Annotated in this window: 14 protein-coding genes; 6 read left to right on the forward strand and 8 right to left on the reverse strand. The window is 69.9% G+C overall.

Annotated features, from left to right (window positions below; translation table 11 throughout):
* Positions 1-141: 141 nt before the first annotated feature.
* From moaC to AAGI91_02220, 3 genes are all read right to left on the reverse strand, one after another.
* Complete coding sequence (gene moaC / locus AAGI91_02210) at positions 142-645, reverse strand: cyclic pyranopterin monophosphate synthase MoaC (protein ID MEM1041418.1); 504 nt, start codon at positions 643-645, stop codon at positions 142-144.
* A gap of 249 nt (positions 646-894) precedes the next feature.
* On the reverse strand, positions 895-1,941 hold the full coding sequence (moaA, locus tag AAGI91_02215) for a GTP 3',8-cyclase MoaA (protein MEM1041419.1): 1,047 nt from the start codon (positions 1,939-1,941) through the stop codon (positions 895-897).
* The gene (locus AAGI91_02220; protein MEM1041420.1) at positions 1,938-4,136 is read right to left on the reverse strand and encodes a winged helix-turn-helix domain-containing protein; all 2,199 of its coding nucleotides are present in this window, start codon (positions 4,134-4,136) and stop codon (positions 1,938-1,940) included. The genes moaA and AAGI91_02220 overlap by 4 nt, the downstream gene beginning before the upstream one ends.
* A gap of 481 nt (positions 4,137-4,617) precedes the next feature.
* Between AAGI91_02220 and AAGI91_02225 the strand changes: the two genes are divergently transcribed.
* On the forward strand, positions 4,618-5,181 hold the full coding sequence (locus tag AAGI91_02225; GenBank protein MEM1041421.1) for a fasciclin domain-containing protein: 564 nt from the start codon (positions 4,618-4,620) through the stop codon (positions 5,179-5,181).
* Between the two features lie 274 nt (positions 5,182-5,455).
* On the opposite strand, the gene AAGI91_02230 is transcribed toward AAGI91_02225, so the two are convergent.
* Positions 5,456-7,117: an amidohydrolase gene (locus AAGI91_02230; protein ID MEM1041422.1), complete on the reverse strand. Its 1,662-nt coding sequence runs from the start codon at positions 7,115-7,117 to the stop codon at positions 5,456-5,458.
* A 160-nt stretch (positions 7,118-7,277) separates the two neighbouring features.
* On the opposite strand from AAGI91_02230, the gene AAGI91_02235 reads away from it, so the two are divergent.
* Positions 7,278-7,799, forward strand: a complete 522-nt coding sequence (locus tag AAGI91_02235; GenBank protein MEM1041423.1) for a methylated-DNA--[protein]-cysteine S-methyltransferase — start codon at positions 7,278-7,280, stop codon at positions 7,797-7,799.
* A gap of 79 nt (positions 7,800-7,878) precedes the next feature.
* Positions 7,879-8,454: a hypothetical protein gene (locus AAGI91_02240; protein MEM1041424.1), complete on the forward strand. Its 576-nt coding sequence runs from the start codon at positions 7,879-7,881 to the stop codon at positions 8,452-8,454.
* A gap of 81 nt (positions 8,455-8,535) precedes the next feature.
* Here AAGI91_02240 and dtd read toward each other — a convergent pair whose 3' ends face one another.
* The gene (gene dtd / locus AAGI91_02245) at positions 8,536-8,988 is read right to left on the reverse strand and encodes a D-aminoacyl-tRNA deacylase (GenBank protein ID MEM1041425.1); all 453 of its coding nucleotides are present in this window, start codon (positions 8,986-8,988) and stop codon (positions 8,536-8,538) included.
* 103 nt (positions 8,989-9,091) lie between these two features.
* On the opposite strand from dtd, the gene AAGI91_02250 reads away from it, so the two are divergent.
* Positions 9,092-9,364, forward strand: a complete 273-nt coding sequence (locus tag AAGI91_02250; protein ID MEM1041426.1) for a hypothetical protein — start codon at positions 9,092-9,094, stop codon at positions 9,362-9,364.
* Here the strand turns inward: AAGI91_02250 and rdgB are convergent.
* A complete protein-coding gene (gene rdgB, locus AAGI91_02255) occupies positions 9,361-9,987 on the reverse strand; it encodes an RdgB/HAM1 family non-canonical purine NTP pyrophosphatase (GenBank protein MEM1041427.1) in 627 nt (208 codons plus the stop codon). The two genes, AAGI91_02250 and rdgB, sit on opposite strands and share 4 nt — an antisense overlap.
* A 48-nt stretch (positions 9,988-10,035) precedes the next feature.
* On the opposite strand from rdgB, the gene rpsU reads away from it, so the two are divergent.
* Complete coding sequence (gene rpsU / locus AAGI91_02260; protein MEM1041428.1) at positions 10,036-10,395, forward strand: 30S ribosomal protein S21; 360 nt, start codon at positions 10,036-10,038, stop codon at positions 10,393-10,395.
* Positions 10,396-10,509: 114 nt separating this feature from the next.
* On the opposite strand, the gene AAGI91_02265 is transcribed toward rpsU, so the two are convergent.
* Together AAGI91_02265 and AAGI91_02270 are read right to left on the reverse strand one after the other, a co-directional pair.
* Positions 10,510-14,238, reverse strand: a complete 3,729-nt coding sequence (locus AAGI91_02265) for a multifunctional oxoglutarate decarboxylase/oxoglutarate dehydrogenase thiamine pyrophosphate-binding subunit/dihydrolipoyllysine-residue succinyltransferase subunit (protein ID MEM1041429.1) — start codon at positions 14,236-14,238, stop codon at positions 10,510-10,512.
* 155 nt (positions 14,239-14,393) lie between these two features.
* Positions 14,394-15,371 carry an NAD-dependent epimerase/dehydratase family protein gene (locus AAGI91_02270; protein MEM1041430.1) on the reverse strand — a complete coding sequence of 326 codons (978 nt, stop codon included), beginning with the start codon at positions 15,369-15,371 and terminating at the stop codon, positions 14,394-14,396.
* A gap of 273 nt (positions 15,372-15,644) precedes the next feature.
* On the opposite strand from AAGI91_02270, the gene AAGI91_02275 reads away from it, so the two are divergent.
* The gene (locus AAGI91_02275) at positions 15,645-17,771 is read left to right on the forward strand and encodes a S8 family serine peptidase (protein ID MEM1041431.1); all 2,127 of its coding nucleotides are present in this window, start codon (positions 15,645-15,647) and stop codon (positions 17,769-17,771) included.
* Positions 17,772-17,829 lie beyond the last annotated feature (58 nt).

Below are 17,829 nucleotides of genomic sequence, written 5' to 3' on the forward strand. Positions count from 1 at the left end.
TACGACCCGAGCCAGGAGGGAAACCTCCGGGTGCGGGACCACGCCATCGACAAGGAGATCTGGCCTCCATCATGACCGTACCCCGCTGCCACTACCTTTCAACCTGTACCCCTGCAGGAAACGGTGTCTGCAATCTTTACATCAGTTGCTGCGCCGGTAGTCGCCGCTCTGGCCGCCGGTCTTGGCCAGGAGCTGGGTGTCGGTGATCGCGATGTCTTTCGAGACCGACTTGCACATGTCGTAGATCGTGAGTGCGGCGACGGAGACCGCCGTGAGCGCCTCCATCTCCACGCCCGTCGGGCCGGTGGTCTTGACGAAGGCGCGGACGTCGATGGCGAAGTCGTCCTCGTTGAGCTCGAGGTCGAGGTCGACGCCTTCGAGGAGGACGTCGTGGCAGAGCGGGACGAGGCGGCTGGTCTGCTTGGCCCCGAGGATGCCCGCGACCTGGGCGACGCTCAGCACGTCGCCTTTGCGGATGCGGTTCTCCCGGACGAGCGTGAACGCTTCTTGGCCGAGCACTACGCGGCCCCTCGCCACGGCGGTGCGTGCGGAGTCCGGCTTGGCGCTGACGTCGACCATCCGGGCGCGCCCGTCGTCGTCGATGTGGGTGAGCGTGAGGGCGTCGGCAGTCGGGCTGTCGGTCATCAGAGCGGAGGCTTGAGAAGAGACGTGAGCAGAGAAGTAACGTGCGGCGCGGCGACCGTAACGTTCACGATTCGGCAACTTCGCATGAAGTCCAGCGCATGCAGTCCAGCGCGGGGCAGCGGAAGCTAGCACCGGAGCGCACTCCGTGCAACGCATTCGCCCTTCCACTTCTGGCGCATTCTGAGCACAGCGCAAACAACGAGCCGGACGCACACGCCTGCCCGCCACTCCTGCGATTCGGCAGGCACCTCACCCGCCGATCAAGATCATCGGACGGTTACCGGCCCGGCGTGCTGCGTGGGCGACCTCGTCGATGCCGCCGTGTGCTGCCTTTTTCCGCTGCACGGCGGCGTGGACCGTCGCCCGCAACGCCTCGTCGCTGGCTCCGGCGCGCAGCGCGTCGCGCAGCGACACCTCGGCTTGCCCGAAGAGGCAGACTTTGAGCGCTCCGTCGGCGGTGAGGCGGAGCCGGTTGCACCCGGCGCAGAACGGAGCCGTCATCGAGGCAACGACACCGACGCGGCCTGCGTGGCCCGGCACGCGGTACGTCCGCGCCGTCTCGTGCGGCCCGTCCGCGCGCCGTTCGAGCGGAAAGCGCGCCTCGATACGGGCGAGCATCTCGGCGTAGGGCACGAGCCGGTCGCTGGCCCACCCGTTCCCGTCGAACGGCATGTACTCGATGAACCGGACCTCGACGGGGCGCTCCTCGGTGAGGGCGACGAAGTCGGCGAGCTCGTCGTCGTTGATCCCGCGCATGACGACGACGTTGACCTTGAGCCGCTCGCCGGTGTAGCCGTAGCCCAGCGCGAGGTCGAGCGCGTCGAGCACGGCGTCGAGGCCGGAGCGGCGGGCGAGGTAGGCGAAGCGGTCGGCGCGGAGCGTGTCGAGCGAGAGGTTGATGTGGGTCAGCCCAGCCTGGTAGAGCCGGTCGAGCTTGCGGTGGAGCAGCAGCCCGTTGGTCGTGAGCGCGAGCGTGCGCAGGCCCGGCATCGCCCCGAGCGCTTCGGCGACGGCTTCGGCGTCTTTGCGCACGAGCGGCTCGCCCCCGGTCAGCCGGACTTTCTCGACGCCCATGCCGACGAAGAGCCGGGCGAGGCGGAGGATCTCCGGCGTCGTGAGCAGGTGGCCGCGCGGCGTGAGCGGGACGCCGGCCGCGGGCATGCAGTAGCGGCAGCGGAGGTTGCAGCGCTCCGTCAGCGAGAGCCGGAGGTAGGTGTGACGCCTGCCGAAGCGGTCCGTCAGCCGGCGGGCGCCCGTCGGAAGGTCCGTCGCGGTCTCGGCGACCGCCGCGCTCACTGGAAGTCCTCGACCAGGAGGATGTCGCTCTCGTTGCGGTCTACGTGGGTGTAGAGCAGGACCCGGCCGTCCGGCGAGACGGCGAGGCTGGGCTGCTCGGGCACGTCGTCGAGCGTGGCGACGCGCGTGGACCAGCCGGAGAGGAAGCTGTAGAACCGGATCGTCGGGCCGTCGTCCTCGCGCCGGATGAAGTAGATGCCGTCGTCGGTCACGGCCCAGTTGCCCCAGTCGAAGGGTTCGAGCGCGCCGAGCACGAGGGTCTCCTGCTCGTCGGTGAAGCCGTGGCGCCACAGGCCGGGCTCGCCTTTCTTGGCGTAGTAGAGCTGCTCGCCGTCGGGGGCCTGGAAGGCGTTGTAGCCGCCGTTGTAGGTGACGCGGCTGGGCCGCCCTCCTTCGGCGGCCACGAGCCAGACCTCCCACTCCCCGCTGCGGTCCGAGGAGAAGTAGACCACCGTCGAGTCGACGGACCAACTTGGGGCGACGTCGGAGGCCGGGTCGTCGGTGAGGCGGCGCGGCTGCCCGCCGGCGGCGTCGATGATGTAGATGTCCGCGTTGCCCTCCACGCGCGCGTCGAAGGCGAGGCGGCGGCCGTCCGGGGCCCAGCGCGGGAGCGTGACGAGGGGGCCGGCGAAGTCGGTGAGCTGGATCGGGTTCTCGCCGTCGGCGTCGACGACCCAGACCTCGGGGCTGCCGGAGCGGTCCGAGGCGAAGGCGATCTGCGTGCCGTCGGGCGAGAACTGGGGGTTGGACTCCCAGCGCGTCGAGTGGATGAGCGGCAGCCGCCCGAAGCGGCCCTGCCGGATCGCCCAGATGTTGGCGTCCGAGGAGCGCTGCTCGTAGGTCAGGCGCCGCGCGCGCCGCGCCACCGAGGGCTGGCGCACGCTCTCGCCCTCGCCCGAGGTCGCGATCCGCTCCGGCGTCCCGCCGGCGGCCGGGATGCGCCACAGTCCGGCCCCCTCGGCCCGGCTCGAGGCGAAGACGATGCTCTGGCCGTCGGAGGCCCAGTCGAGGCCGGCGATCTCGCGCTCGTCCCGCGTCAGGCGCTCCGGCTCGCCGCCGCGCGCCGAGACCACGAAGAGGTCCTCAACGCCCTCGCTGGCGCGCCGCACGAAGGCGAGGCGCTCGCTGTTGGGCGAGAATGCCGGCTCGGCGTCCCCCCACTGCGCGGGCGCGGCCTCCGTGAGCTGGCGCACGTCGAGCGTCTCGACCGAGAGGAGGAAGAGGCTGTACGGCCCCGTCGGCTCGGCCTGCGCCGAGAGCGCGAGCGTGGTGCCGTCGGACGACCAGACGAGGCTCGACACCTCGCGGTCCTCGAACGTGGCGACGACGCGCTCGGTGCCGCCGATCGCAGGCACGATGACAACTTCCCGCACCCCCTCGTCGGTGGCGCGCACGAAGGCGATGTTGAGGCCGTCGGGGCTCCAGGCCGGGCTGTGCTCGCGGGCAGGATTGTCGGTCAGGCGAAGCGGGATCTCGGCCCCGGCTTGCTTGACGTAGACGTCCACGTTGCCGCCGTCGGCCCCCTCCCAGGTGAAGGCTACCTTCTCGCCGTCCGGCGACAGTTCCGGGTCGGCTTCCTGGCCGGGGAAGCTGGTGAAGGGGACGGTCTTGAGCGGTGCGTCGTCGCGGCCCTGGAAGAAAGCGAACCCGACGATGAGGCCGACGAGGAGCACGGTGCTGGCACCGGCGGCCCACCACATGGCCTCCTTCCAGCGCGGCGGCCCCGGCGGGGCCATGACCGGGAGCGACGCCCCGTCAGACCCAGGACTGGCCTCGACGGAGACGGCGTCGACGGGTACGTCCGGTGCGGCGGCGAGGGCGGCGGCTTCGTTCTCGATGGGCTGCCCGGCGGCGGAGGGCGGCACCTCGGCCGGTGGCTCGGGGCGTGGGGCTGCGGGGGTCGAGACCGGGGCGATCAGCCGGTAGCCCGACTTGCGGATCGTCTCGATGTAGTCCGGCTTGCGGGGGTTGTCGCCGAAGGCCTTGCGCAGTTCCGAGATGCAGCGCGCGAGCACGTCGTCCGAGACGACCGTACCGGCCCAGACGCGGTCCATGAAGTCCTCCTTCGTCACCGTGCGGCCGGGGTGGGCGGCGAGGCATTCAAGCACCTGCATCACCTTCGGCTCCAGCCGGACCACGTCCCCCGCCGGCCCGTGCAGACGGTTGCCCTTCGGGACGACCAGCCAGTCACCCACTCGAACGTCTCTCGTTGTCAGCGCGCGCGGCGCGGTCTGCTCACTCATTCCTGACCCGTGGTCCTGCTAGGCGCCCTGCATGTATTGGCCGCCGAGTCTGTCGTCTTCGAACAGGAAGCCCCCAGGGCTGTTCCTCTCGGCTTCCGCTCGGAAGCGGCCTACGAGGTGAACCGGCATCGCGCTCAATATACCGTGCACCGATTGCCCTGTCACACCCCCGCCGCAGAGGCCGTCCGGTTCGCACCGTTTTTCCCTCTACCTTTTTCTTTATGACCACAAGACCGCCCATTCTGGCCCTTAGAAGCGGATTCATTAGGTAACAATCAGGCTATGCCCATAGAGGTCCCGGCAGACCGGGCCTAGAATGGTCCCACTCGCCGCCGGCACCCCGCCGTGCTGAGCGAGCGAGCAGCACCGGCAGCCCAAACGGTACCCCCGTGCCGGTGCGACTCACCGCCACACTGGCTATCCACCACCAATTATGCCACGCACCTTAGCTCTCTCACTCCTCACCCTCCTGCTGCTGGCCGCCCCGGCGAGCTTCGCGCAGGAGACAGCCCCGCCTGAGGACGGTGCAGCCGCCGACCTTCTCACGACCCTCGAGTCGCTCGGCGACTTCACCGTCCTCGTTCAGGCACTCCGCGACACCGGTCTCGACGCGGCCCTCGCCGGAGGCGAGACCTTCACGCTCTTCGCGCCCACCGACGACGCCTTCCAGGCCCTGCCCGCCGGCACGCTCGACGGACTCTCGTCCGAACAGCTCACCGGCATCCTGCGCCGCCACGTACTCGTCGGTGCCGTCTCGTCCGAAGACGCCTCGGCGCTCGGCACGGCGGCGACGGTCGAAGGCAGCAGCCTCGACATCATCGCCACCGGCGATGGGTTGATGGTCGGCAACGCCCTCGTATCGAACGCTGACGTGCAGGCCTCCAACGGGGTCATCCATGTCATCAGTGCCGTTCTCCTCCCAGATGCCGCACCGGAGCAGGACGGCCAGGACCGGATGGACGAAAACGACCTCGAAGACCTCACGCCTCAACCCTGACGACTGACGAGAAGCCTACGGGCGCGGAACGCCCTGTCCGTGCTCACGCGACCTGAGCCCCCGCGTGAACTAAACCACCGCCGCGGACCACCTCTGGCCTTCCGTAGCCTCGCTCCGCCAGTCGTCAGTAGCGCCCTCGCACGCGCGAAGTTCTGTAAGACTTCCCGTGCGAGGGCGCTGCCTTTTTCGGAGGACGGTGAGACGGTGGCGGTGGCGCGTTGCGCGGCGGCCTCGGTAGCTTTGTGAGTCTTGCTTTCGGCAGCTGACAGCCAGCCTACAGGCCGCCGAAGATGGGGAGGCCGTCGAGGTAGGTCGCTACGACCTCGGTCTCCAGAATCTCCGGCGCGGGCACGGTCATGATATCGCGCGAGAGGACGACGAAGTCGGCCCGCTTGCCCGGCTCTAGGGAGCCTACCTGGTCTTCCATGAACGCGGCGTAGGCCGCGTCGAGGGTGAAGCCGCGCAGGGCCTCGGCGCGGGTCAGGCGCTGCTCCGGGTCCCACCCGCCCTCGGGATGGCCGCCGGCGTCCTGCCGGGTGACGGAGGCGTAGAGCCCGAGGAGCGGGCTGACGGGCTCGACGGGGAAGTCGGAGCCGAGAGCAAGGCGAGCACCGCTGCCGAGGAGCGAGCGCCACGCGTAGGCTCCCTCGATGCGCTGCGGGCCGACGCGGTCCTCGGCCCAGGGCCGGTCGCTCGTGGCATGGGTCGGCTGCACCGAGGCGATCACGCCGAGCGCGGCGAAGCGCGGGAGGTCCTCCGGGGCGATGACTTGGGCGTGCTCGACGCGGTGACGGCCCGGCCCGCCACCCGTCTCCTCGACGGCCGCGGCGTAGGTGTCGAGCGCGATCCGGTTGGCCCGGTCGCCGATGGCGTGGGTGTTGACCTGGAGGCCGCACCACATCGCCCGGTTGACGAGCGACTGGAACACGGAGGGGGCCGTGACGAGGAGGCCGCTGTTGCCGGGGTCGTCGCTGTAGGGTTCGAGGAGGGCCGCGCCCCGGCTGCCGAGCGCACCGTCGAGGTAGAACTTGACCGAGCGCACGGTGAGGCGCCCCCCGTAGTCGGCGAAGGGGCGGACCTCGCAGATGTAGTCCAGCGTCTGGCCCGGGCCGCCGATCATCCCGTAGAGCCGGAGCGGGAACCGGCCCGCGTCGATCATCGCCCGGTAGAGCGCCATCGTGGCGAGGTCGACGCCGGCTTCGTGGACGCCGGTGAGGCCGTGCCGGGACGTCTCCTCCAGCGCCCGCTCCAGCCGGAGTTGCAGCTCCAGCTCGCTCGGCGGCGGCACGAACGCCTCGACGAGCGCCTCTGCGTTGTCCACGAACACGCCGGTCGGTCGGCCCTCAGCGTCGCGGAGTACGGCCCCGCCCTCGGGGTTGGGCGGCGCAGGCTGGGCCGGGTCGATCCCGGCGGCGCGGAGGGCGGCCGTGTTGGCCCATGTGGCGTGCCCGTCGATGCGGGCGATCCAGACGGGCCGGTCGGGGAAGGCGGCGTCGAGGTCGGCGGCGGTCGGGAAGAGGTACGAGCCGTCGGCGGCGGCGGGCCAGTCGTTCTGGTCCCAGCCGCGCCCGAGCACCCACGCGCTGTCGGGCAGGGCGAGCGCGAAGCGCTGGAGCCGCTCGACGACCTCGGCCTTCGACGCGGTCCCGGCGAGGTTGGCTTGCAGGAGCGACGCGCCGAGGTTCATCAGGTGGGCGTGGGCGTCGATCAGCCCTGGGACGACCGTGCGGCCCCCGGCGTCGAGCCGCGCAGCCTCGGGGTAGGCGGCGAACACGGCCGCGGTGTCCCCGACGGCCAGCAGCACGCCGTCCTCGAACGCGAGGGCCTCGGCCGTGGGCTGCGCCGGGTCGACGGTGTAGATGCGGGCGTTGTGCAGCACCGTCGGCTGCGCCGCGAGCGGGGTGGCGAGCAGCAGGAACCAGAGAAAACGAAGCATGGGCGTGAGGCTCGGTGGGTGGGGAGCGAAGATACCGAGTGCGACGCATGAGCCGCGACGCGTGAACTCGGCACGGACCGCGTCGCCTGCCCCACGCATTACGCATCGCGGACGGATATTACCCTCGCACGTCTCCCCGACCAGGCTCACCTTTCCCCCGATGCCTCCCGCCCCCGACACCGTCTTCTGGACCCCGTTCACGACGCCGCTCGGCACCGCCTACGCTGCCTCGACCCGCAGCGGCCTGTGCCGACTCACCCTGCCCGACGAGACCGAGGCCCACTTCACCGTCTGGCTCCACGACCACTTCGACGCGGCCCATATCCGCCCGCACCCCGAACCCAACCTCGACGCGATCGAGCAGATCGACGCCTACTGGAAGGGCGAGCGGACGCGCTTCGAACTGCGGCTAGACCTGCGGGGGACGGACTTCCAGCGCGCCGTCTGGGACCGGCTGCTCCACATTCCCTTCGGCAAGACCGAGACGTACAGCGTGCTCGCCGAGGCCGCCGGTGCGCCGCAGGGGTACCAGGCCGCGGGCGCGGCGGTCGGGCAGAACCCGGTGCGGCTCGTCGTCCCGTGCCACCGCGTGCTCGGGAGCGACGGCGGGCTGACGGGCTTCGCCTCAGGCGTCCGCTCCAAGCAGTGGCTGCTTCGCCACGAAGGCGCGCTGCTGCTGTGATGCGGGAGACGTGATGCGTGATCTTATCCCTGGCCACTCTGCCCAGCCTCTCCTCCTTCCTCCCACTCGCCCCCACGCTGTGACCAACCGGTTTCTCTTCCTCGCACTCCTCGCCGCCGCGACGCTGCTCGCCGGGTGCAGCGGTCCGAAGCCCGGACCGCCGCCGCCCGCCGCCACCGAGGTCGGCCTCGACGTGCGCTACGAGCGAGCCTTCGCCGCGCTCCGGGTCCACCCCGCCGTGCAGGCGTTCGGCGCCGCCCACCTCGCGGCGTCGGAGCCGCTCGCGATCGAGGTCTCGCCGGAGATCGTCCCGCTCGACTACGCTCTCCTCGCCCCGGACGTGGCGCGGCAGTCGGGGGCCGCCGGCAGCCGCGTCGACGGCGTCCGCGACTCCCTCGCCGTCCTCGCCGCCGCCGACCGCTTCGCCCCGACCTCGGACGAGGCGCTGCCGCTGCTCTCGATGCGGCAGCAGCGGCCCCTCGTGCTGTTCTTCAGCCAGCTACGCGGCGACCGCCTCGGCGCGCAGCTCTACCCCAACCCGTTTCGCCGCCGGAGCTACGACGCGGTACGCGACGGCGCGCCCGGCCTCGCCCTGCTCGTCACGTTCGAGGACGGGCGCGTGGCCGAGGTCTACGCCGAGGCGATGGGACGGTGAGACGGAGGACAGCGGGCAGAAGACAGAGGACGGCTGACGCGTTGCGCGGCGTTCTCGCCAGCTCTGATAGTTTTGCTTTGTTCATCCGTCGGCGCGCTTCTCGATCCAGAGCGTCACCGGGCCGTCGTTCGTGAGCCGCACGTCCATGTGCGCACCGAATACACCGGTCGGGACCGGCTTGCCGAGCAGGTGGCGTAGCTCTGCCACGAAGGCTTTGTAGAGTGCCTCGGCCTGTTCCGGCGGGGCCGAGGCGACGAACGAGGGGCGGTTGCCCTTGCGCGTGTCGCCGTAGAGGGTGAACTGCGAGACCACGAGCGCTTCGCCGCCGGTGTCGAGGAGCGAGCGGTTCATACGCCCTTCCGTGTCGGGGAAGATGCGGAGGCCTGCGACCTTCTTCGCCACCCACGCTAGCTCTGCCTCCGTGTCGCTGCGGTGGACGCCGAGCAGGACGAGCAGGCCGGGACCGATCTCGCCCGTGACCTGACCGTCCACCGTGACCCTGGCTTCGGAGACGCGCTGGACGAGGGCAACCATAGGGGGGCGGGCAGGGGCGAGTGGATGCGAAGGTACTGTAGGGCACGGCGGATCTTCGCCTGCTGCCCTGCCGTTTCGCCCCGCCCCCTTCGCCGTGCACCTCATGGAACCCTACGCCTCCTACTCGACCAGCCCCCGCCGCCAAGACCGGCTCATCGTCCACGTCCGCGCCCCGGACGGCCGGCACGTCCAAGTGGCCCTCTACGGGTGGGACGTGGAGACGCCGGCAGCGCGCGGCATGCGCCGCAAGGCGACCTGGGAGGCGGCCGTCTACGCCGACACCGAAGAGCCCCTAGCCCCGGACGACGCCGAGCGCTGGCACGACGACCTCGCCGCCGCCGTCCTCGTCCGAGCCGACGTCCGGGCCGCTAGCTAGACCTCGGGCGTCGAGAGCCGGACGCGGAGGAACGCGGCGAAGCGGGCGAGCGCACGGCCTCGGTGACTGATTGCGTTCTTGGCCTCGGGCGGCATCTCGGCGAAGGTGCGCGTTTCGCCCTCCGGCTGGAAGACGGCGTCATACCCGAACCCGCCCTCGCCGCGCCCCGACTCGGTGATCGCGCCGGAGCAGACGCCCTCGAAGAACCGGACCTCGCCACCGCCGGCGAAGGCGAGGACGGTGCGGAAGCGGGCGCTCCGGTCGGTGGCTCGGTCGAGGTCGCGGAGGAGGCGGGCGCGGTTGGCGGCATCGTCGGCGTCGGGACCGGCGAAGCGGGCCGAGTGCACACCGGGCGCGCCGCCGAGGGCGTCCACTTCGAGCCCGGTGTCGTCGGCGAGCGACGGCAGGCCGGTGTAGGCGCGGAGCGTGTGGGCCTTCTTCTCCGCGTTGCCTTCGAGTGTCGGCGCGTCCTCCTCCACCTCCGGTGCCCCACCGATCTCAGCCGCGCTGACAAGCTCGACCGGCAGCCCGGCGAGAAGCGCCCGGAGTTCGTCGACTTTGCCGGGGTTGCGGGTGGCGAGGACGATGCGTTCGCCGTACGGCAGGTTGCTTCGCGGAGGCATGGTTCTGTTCAGTGCACGGGCACGCGGAGGCGGGGAAGATAACCGCGGATGTTGCATCCCAGGCTCTTCCGTGCGCCCCTGACCCTTCCTCACCGGACCGCCTTCGACTCGTTTTCAATCTTGCTTCCGAACAAACCGTTGCGTGGGCATGTTGTGAGGTCCTATCTTGACAAGCTCGCACCCCGTCATCCTGATACCGTCTCCTCGGAGGTCCCGTTGTCTGTAGGCATTAAAGTCCGCGATAAGGAATCCATCGACCGCGCCTTGCGCCGGTTCAAGCGCGCCGTCAACCGCAGCCGCGTGCTGCGCATCTACCGCGGCAATATGGCGTTCACCAAGCCCTCCGAGGAGAAGCGCCTCGCCAAGGAGAAGGCGATGCGCAACGCTCGCCGCCGCCGCCACTACTAGGCCGCCGCGGATCCCGACGTTTCGAACGGGCGACCCTGCCGATGCGCCGGGTCGCCCGTTTTGTGTTTGATCGCGCGAGGGTGGACGCAGGGGCGTATTGCGATACGCCCCTGCTCAACCCTCTACGGTGAGGGCTGTCTGCACGATGTGCCGCTGCTCGGCGGCGTGGACGCGGGCGCTGCCGGTGGCCGGGCTCGCGCTCGGCAGGCGGCCAACGTAGCCAACCTCCGCGCACGGGTCGCCGTGCTGCGTGCGGAGGAGGTCGTTGAACCGGGGCTGGAGGAAGCTCCACGCGCCCATGTTCTTCGGCTCTTCCTGCACCCAGTGCACGTCCCCGACGCCGAAGCGCTCCAGCTCCGCCGCGACCTGCTCGGCCGGGAACGGGTAGAACTGCTCGAGCCTGACAATCGCGACCTCGGCGGGGTTCTCCAGCTCGCCCTGCGCCTTGAGGAGGTCGTAGTAGACCTTGCCGCTGCAGAAGAGCAGCCGCTTGGCAGACCCAGGCTCGGTCGCAGCGGGGATCACCTCCTGGAACTGTCCGTCGGCGAGTTCCTCCGGAGTGGCGACGGCCTGCGGGTGGCGCAGCAGGCTCTTCGGCGTCATCACGACGAGCGGCTTGGCGACAGCGCGCTTCATCTGACGGCGGAGGGCGTGGAAGTAGTTGGCCGGGGTCGAGAAGTTGGCGACGATGATGTTGTCCTCGGCGCACGCCTGGAGGAAACGCTCGAGCCGGGCCGACGAGTGCTCCGGCCCCTGCCCCTCGAACCCGTGCGGGAGCAGCATCACAAGGCTGCTCGACTGGCCCCACTTCTCCTCGGCGGCGGTGATGAACTGGTCGATCATGATCTGCGCGCCGTTGACGAAGTCGCCGAACTGCGCCTCCCACAGCACGAGCGCCTCGGGCGCAGCGACCGAGTAGCCGTACTCAAACCCGAGCGCGGCGTACTCCGAGAGCAGGCTGTCGTAGACCTGGAACTCGGCCTGCTCTCCGTCGCCCGCGATCTCGGCGATGTGGTTGAGTGGGATGTAGAGGCTGGCGTCCTCCTGGTCGTGGAGGACGGCGTGGCGCTGGCTGAAGGTGCCGCGCCCGGAGTCCTGGCCGCTGAGCCGGACCGGCGTGCCTTCTTGCAAGAGCGTCCCGAAGGCGAGCGCCTCGGCGAAGGCCCAGTCCATCGTGCCCTTCTCGAACTGATCGTCCTTCCTCTGGATGAGCCGCCCGAGCTTCGGGTGGACGTTGAACGCCTCGGGGAGGTCGACGAGCGCGCGGAGCGTCTTTTCCAGCGCCTCGCGCGGCACGGTGGTGTCGACGCTGCCCTCGGCGACGGAGACGGGCGACTCGTCCGTCCGCACCGCCACCTCGCCGTCCTGCTCCTCGCTCAGGTTCTTGGTCTCCTCGAACGCCTGCTGGAGCTTCGCGTGGAAGTCGTCGAGGATCTGCTCGGCCGCCTCCGGGTCGAGGTCGCCGCGCCGGAGGAGCGTCTCGGTGTACTTCTTCCGCACCGAGCGGTGGCCCTTGATCTTGTCGTACATCAGGGGCTGGGTGTAGCTCGGCTCGTCACCCTCGTTGTGGCCGTGCTGGCGGTAGCAGACGAGGTCGATCACGACGTCTTTGTTGAAGACCTGCCGGTAATCCAAAGCCAGGCGCGCCACGCGGATGGCGGCCTCGGGGTCGTCGCCGTTGACGTGGAAGATCGGAGCCTGGATGATGCGCGCCACGTCGGTGGCATAGGCCGAGCTGCGGGCGTGCATCGGGAGCGTTGTGAACCCGATCTGGTTGTTGACGACGATGTGGACCGTGCCGCCGGTCTTGTAGCCGTCGAGTTGGGAGAGGTTGAGCGTCTCGCCGACCACGCCCTGCCCGGCGAAGGCGGCGTCGCCGTGGATGAGGATCGGGAGGACCGCGTCGCGGGCGGTGTCGCCTCGCTGGGTCTGCTTGGCGCGCACCATCCCCTCGACGACCGGGTTGACGGCCTCCAGGTGGCTCGGATTCCCGGCGAGCGTCAGGTCGATGGCCTGCCCACTCGGCGAGGAGTGGCTGCCGTGCGCGCCGAGGTGGTACTTCACGTCGCCCGAGCCGTGCGCCGTCCCGGTGTCGAGGTTGCCCTCGAACTCGCCGAAGATGGCGGTGTAGGGCTTGCCCATCACGTTGGCGAGCACGTTCAGCCGCCCGCGGTGCGCCATCCCGATCACCGCTTCGCCGACCTCCTGGTCGGCGGCGTCGGAGAGGATCTGGTCGAGGATCGGGATCAGCGTCTCGGCCCCTTCGAGGCTGAAGCGCTTGTGGCCGATGTACTTGGTGTGGATGAAGCGCTCGAAGGCCTCGGCGGCGTTGAGCTTCTCGAGGATGCGCTTCTTGCGGTCGAGCGGCACCTCGTCGCGCATCCGCTGTGGCTCGATCCGCTCGATGAGCCAGTTCTTCTCGGTCGGGTCCGAGATGTGCATGAACTCGGTCCCGATGTGCCGGGTGTAGGTCTCCCAGACCGTGTCGAGGATCTCGCGCAGCGGGAGCGCCTCCTTGCCCCCGAGGCCGCCGCCGACGGTCCCGATGCCGCCGACGTAGAATGTGCGGTCGAGGTCCCACACGGTCAGGCCGTAGCTGGCCGGGTCGAGCTCGTCGTGCTGGCGGAGGTCGCCGCCGAGCGGGTTGAGGTCGGCCATGAGGTGGCCGCGCACGCGGTAGGCGCGGATGAGCTGGAGCACGCGCGCCTGCTTCTTGACGAGCGCCACCTCGCCGGTCTGCCCGAGGACCGGGGTCGTGTCGTGCCCCATCGTGAGCGGCGGGGTGCCCAGGCCGAGGTCGCGGAAGATGCCCTCGTAGAACCCGTGCTTGCCGGTGAGAAGCGCACTTACGTAGGCGAGAAACTCGCCACTCTCGGCCCCCTGGATCACGCGGTGGTCGTAGGTGCTCGTGATCGTCATCACGCGGCTGATGCCGAGGCGGGAGACCTCGTCCGGCGGGAGGGCCAGGAACTCCGGCGGGTAGCCGATGGAGCCGACAGCGAGGATGAGGCCCTGACCCTGCATCAGGCGCGGCACGCTCATCACCGTCCCGATCATGCCGGGGTTGGTGAGCGTGACCGTCGTCCCCTGGAAGTCCTTGATCTCGAGCTTGCCGTCGCGGGCGCGGCGGACGATGTCGTTGTAGGCCCCCAGCAGTTCGGGGAACGTCAGCGCCCCGGCGTCGGGGACGTTCGGCACCATGAGCGAGCGCTGCCCGTTCTTGCGCTCCACGTCGATCGCGAGGCCGAAGTTGATCCCGGCGGGCTCGATCCGTTCGAGCGCTCCGGCCCCATCACCGGAGGAGGCTCGGCGGAAGGCGTTGTTCATCGCCGGGACCGCCTTGAGCGCCTGCACCAGCGCGTAGGCGATGATGTGGGTGAACGAGACCTTGTCGCCACCGACCGAGCGCTGGTGGTCGTTGATGAGCCGCCGGTTCTCGACCATCAGCTTGACCGGGATCGTCCGCGCGGAGGTCGCCGTCGGGATCTCGAGGCTCGCCTCCATGTTCTCGACGATCCGGGCAGCGGCGCCTCGGAGTGGCTTCAGGTCCGCGCCGCTCGGCGGAGGCGGCCCGGCGGGCTTCTCGGCCGGTGCCGGTGGTTCGGCTTTCGGGGCGGGCGCTTCGGTGGCGGCCCCGTCGCCGGACGGCTTGGCTGGGACCTCGGCCGGGGCTGCCTCGGCCTGCGGAGGCGGCGTCTGCAGCGCAGCCGGCGCGGTGAACGTGGGGCCGGGGTCGTAGTCGGCGAAGAACTCGCGCCAGCGCTCACTGACGGACTCGGGGTTTTCGAGGTACTGGGCGTAGAGGTCTTCGACGTAGCCGGTGTTGAATCCGAAGGTGCTCACGGCGGCGGGCAGGTGCGTGGATGGGAACGGTGCGTGCCGGCTGGAAGGTACGCAGCTTCGGGACGGGCGTTTCCCAAGCGACGAGGAACGAGCGACGAGCGTCGAGCCGGAAATGACCTCTCATTCGTCGCTCGACATTCGTCGCTCGCCGCTCGCTACAGCCACCCGTGCCTGCGGTACCACCGGACGGTCTCGGCCATGCCGTCCTCGATCTCGACCGTCTGCCGGTAGCCGAAATCGCGCCGCGCCTTCGCCACCGAGCACAGCCACGACGCCGTCGCCTCGCGCGCCTTCTCGCGGTTGAGCGGCGGGTATTGCCCGAACAGTCCGCCGACCCGCTCCACCGCCGCCCCGACCGGCCCGACGAGCGCACGGGGCACGTTCAGCTTCAGCGCCCGGCGGCCGAGCGCGCCGAGCACGGCGTCGCGGATCTCGTTCCACGCGTAGTACGCCTCGGACCCGATGAAGTAGGTCTCCCCCGCCGCCTTCCCAGCTTCGGCGGCGTCGGCCATGCCGCGCACGAGGTCGCGGACGTGGACGAGCGAGAGCTGCGGCTGCTCACCCTTGCCAACGACCGGGAAGACGCGCTGCTTGTCGGCGGCTTTGATGATGGTGTAGATGTCGGCCTCGCGCGGACCGTAGACGGCCGGGGGCCGGACGGTCGTGACGGGCAGGCCGGCGTAGTGCTTCTGCACGGCCTCTTCCATACGCGCCTTGCTCAGCCCGTAGCGCGAGATCGGCTCCAGCGGCTCGGCTTCTTTCAGCGGCTGCGCCCCGCTCGGCCCGCACGCGGCGAGCGACGAGGTGATGAGGACCCGCCGCACGTCCGGCGCAGCGTCGCGCACGGCAGCGAGCAGGTTGAGCGTCCCCGCTACGTTCGCCCGGTCGAGCGCCTCCTGCGTCTCGGCCCGCGTCAGGCCCGCGACATGGTAGACGATGTCTGCGCCACGCGCACCCCGGCGCAGCGCCTCGGCATCGAACAGGTCGCCGCCCACCGTCTCCACCGGGAGCCCGTCGAGCCACTTCGGGTCAGAGCGGACGAGGCAGCGGACCTCGTCATACCCGCGCCGGACCAGTTCTTCGGCGAGGTGGCTCCCGACGAATCCGGTCCCGCCGGTGACGAAGGCTTTCATGGAGCGCTCGGTGGATTGCGGATCGGGATGCGGCGCGGCCAAAGTACGGATCTACCCAGCGGCGTGCACTTTCTACCCACCCCCCTTTTTTTCTCTCTGTTTCCCGTTCTGAGACCGCTTCGTTTCACAGTGATCCGCATAGCCGGGGCGATTGCGAAGTCGAAAGCCATCCTCCCGAACCGTGCCAAAACGCATCCCAGGGTGAGATTCCGCAGGATAAGGCGGTCTCCTTGCTCAGCGCCGGAGTGCATTCACTCAACGCCTACAGTCGCCGTGAAAACTCCAATCGACACGTCCGAGCACTTCTCCCCTGCGCACGCGCTCTGGTTCGCAATCTTCCTGGCTGCGGCCTTCGTCCTCACGGGCTGCGACGTGGCCGACGTCAACGAGCCGACGGACGGACTCGGCGCGTCCCCGCTCACAGCGTCGGCCCCGATGGACGGCAAGCTGCGGCACGGGCACCTGATGGACCGCGCCACGCGCACGGTGACGGCATCGGCCCGGGGCGGCGAGGCTCCCGAGAACAGCATCGGCCTCATCGTTGGGCTGGACACGTACAAGATCCTCGACCGCTACGGCGAGCTCGACCTGCAGAAGATCCTCGACCGCTACCAGGAGGTCGACGAGTACCGCATCCTCGACCGCTACGAGTACGACCACGTCTTCGACGGCTTTGCGATCTGGGCCGACGAGGGCTACATCGACGAGCTCCTGAGGGACATGGCCGACGACGACGAGATCTCGTGGGTCGAGCCGGACATCACGGTGAAGGTCCACCCGCTCGGCATCACGATGAGCGACGGCACCTCCAGCGAGACCACGCCGTGGGGCGTCGCCCGCATCGGGGCCGGGACGGGCGATGCGTCGAGCGTGGATCTGTTCGTGATCGACACGGGCCTTTCGCTCGCCAAGAACGACCTCCACGCCAGCGACGGCGTCGACTTTACCGGCGACCCCGGCGGCACGGCGGACTTCCGCGGACACGGCACACACCTCGCCGGCACCGCGGCAGCTCTCGCCAACGGGTACGGCGTGCGCGGCGTCGCTCCGGGCGCGAACGTCCACCCGCTCCGCGTGCTGAGCGGCTACGAGGACGACGACGACTACGGACCGGTCGAGCTCTCGCGGGCGATCGCCGCGGTGGAGTACGTCACCGGCGAGAAGCTCCGCAGGCCGAACACTCCGATGGTGGTCAACTTCAGCCTCGGTGCCGACGTCGGCACGGCGCGCTACAACGCGCTCGACGAGGCCATCGTGGCCTCGATCGAGACGGGCGTGACCTACATCATCTCGGCCGGGAACGACCGCATCGACGCGGCGATGGTCACCCCGGCGCATGTCCGCGAGGCGATCACTGTCGGCGCTTACGACCAGCACAACCGGTTCGCCTCGTTCTCGAACTACGGCGCGGTGGTAGACCTCCACGCCCCCGGCGTGAACGTCCTCTCGCTGGCCAGCAGCCGCGCCGGGGACGGCAGCGACGGGCAGACGGCAGTCATGTCGGGCACGTCGATGGCGGCAGCGCACGTCTCGGGGGCGGCGGCACTCGTGCTCCAGGCCCACCCCCACGCCTCGCCGCGCCAGGTGGCGCGTGCCCTGCTGGCAACGGCACAGGCTACGGTCACCGGCACGCCGCGCCAGACGACGGACCGCAGCGTCTGGGTGGGCGAGGGCGGTGCCGCTAGCCAGGACCTCCCACCGTTCTTCCAGTACGCTCTCACCGCAGGCGACGACATCAAGACCTACTGGGGCACCCTCAGCGTGCTCAACGAAGGGTCCGGCGTCTCGAACGCCAACGTGTTCGCCAACGACCGGCTGTACCTGCACGAGAGCGGCTCCCGCTTCGAGGGCTTCGGCTACTACGGCACGAGCGTGAACCGCCCGGCGGCGTTCCACCCGGCCTACAACCCGACCCGGCTGCCCAGCACGATGCGGCAGAAGGCCATCGAGGTCCCCTCCTTCCGCGCCGAGGACTTCAGCAGGCTCGCTACCGAGCGCTCCTCCAGCCGGTCGCTCAGCGGACACGTCCGTCTCGGCACGCAGGACAGGCCGGCCATCGTCTACGTGGACGGCAACCTCTCGATCGACGGACCGACGCAGATCAGCGGCTACGGCATCTTCCTCGTGACAGGCACGGTGACGGTCAACGCCTCTGTCAAGGTGGACGGTAACGACGCGCTCGGCATCTACGCCAACGGCGCGATCTACATGCAGGCCCGGGGCAGCACGGTCGCAGCCCAGCTCTTCAGCCGAGGCGACATCATCTTCCGCGCCCCGACATCGCTCTACGGCACGGCGACAGCAGGCGACGATGTGCAGGTCCAGAGCGAAGGCGTGGAGGTCCACTACCGCCCGGCCTCGCCGGCCCTCACCGAACCGCTTTGGCCGGTGAGCGACTGACGCGCTGCCGCTTCCAGCAGTGCGCCGCCCCGCCGGAGGTTAAGGGCCTCCGGCTCGG

Source organism: Bacteroidota bacterium, from assembly GCA_038746285.1.
In the GTDB taxonomy this organism is placed as follows: Bacteria; Bacteroidota; Rhodothermia; order Rhodothermales; family JANQRZ01; genus JANQRZ01.

Excerpts from the sequence above, each read along its gene's own strand:
- AAGI91_02225 (MEM1041421.1), top strand. The coding sequence starts at position 4,618 with ATGCCACGCACCTTAGCTCTCTCACTCCTCACCCTCCTGCTGCTGGCC.
- rdgB (MEM1041427.1), bottom strand. The coding sequence starts at position 9,987 with ATGCCTCCGCGAAGCAACCTGCCGTACGGCGAACGCATCGTCCTCGCC.
- rpsU (MEM1041428.1), top strand. The coding sequence starts at position 10,036 with ATGTTGCATCCCAGGCTCTTCCGTGCGCCCCTGACCCTTCCTCACCGG.
- AAGI91_02270 (MEM1041430.1), bottom strand. The coding sequence starts at position 15,371 with ATGAAAGCCTTCGTCACCGGCGGGACCGGATTCGTCGGGAGCCACCTC.
- AAGI91_02230 (MEM1041422.1), bottom strand. The coding sequence starts at position 7,117 with ATGCTTCGTTTTCTCTGGTTCCTGCTGCTCGCCACCCCGCTCGCGGCG.
- moaC (MEM1041418.1), bottom strand. The coding sequence starts at position 645 with ATGACCGACAGCCCGACTGCCGACGCCCTCACGCTCACCCACATCGAC.
- AAGI91_02235 (MEM1041423.1), top strand. The coding sequence starts at position 7,278 with ATGCCTCCCGCCCCCGACACCGTCTTCTGGACCCCGTTCACGACGCCG.
- dtd (MEM1041425.1), bottom strand. The coding sequence starts at position 8,988 with ATGGTTGCCCTCGTCCAGCGCGTCTCCGAAGCCAGGGTCACGGTGGAC.
- AAGI91_02250 (MEM1041426.1), top strand. The coding sequence starts at position 9,092 with ATGGAACCCTACGCCTCCTACTCGACCAGCCCCCGCCGCCAAGACCGG.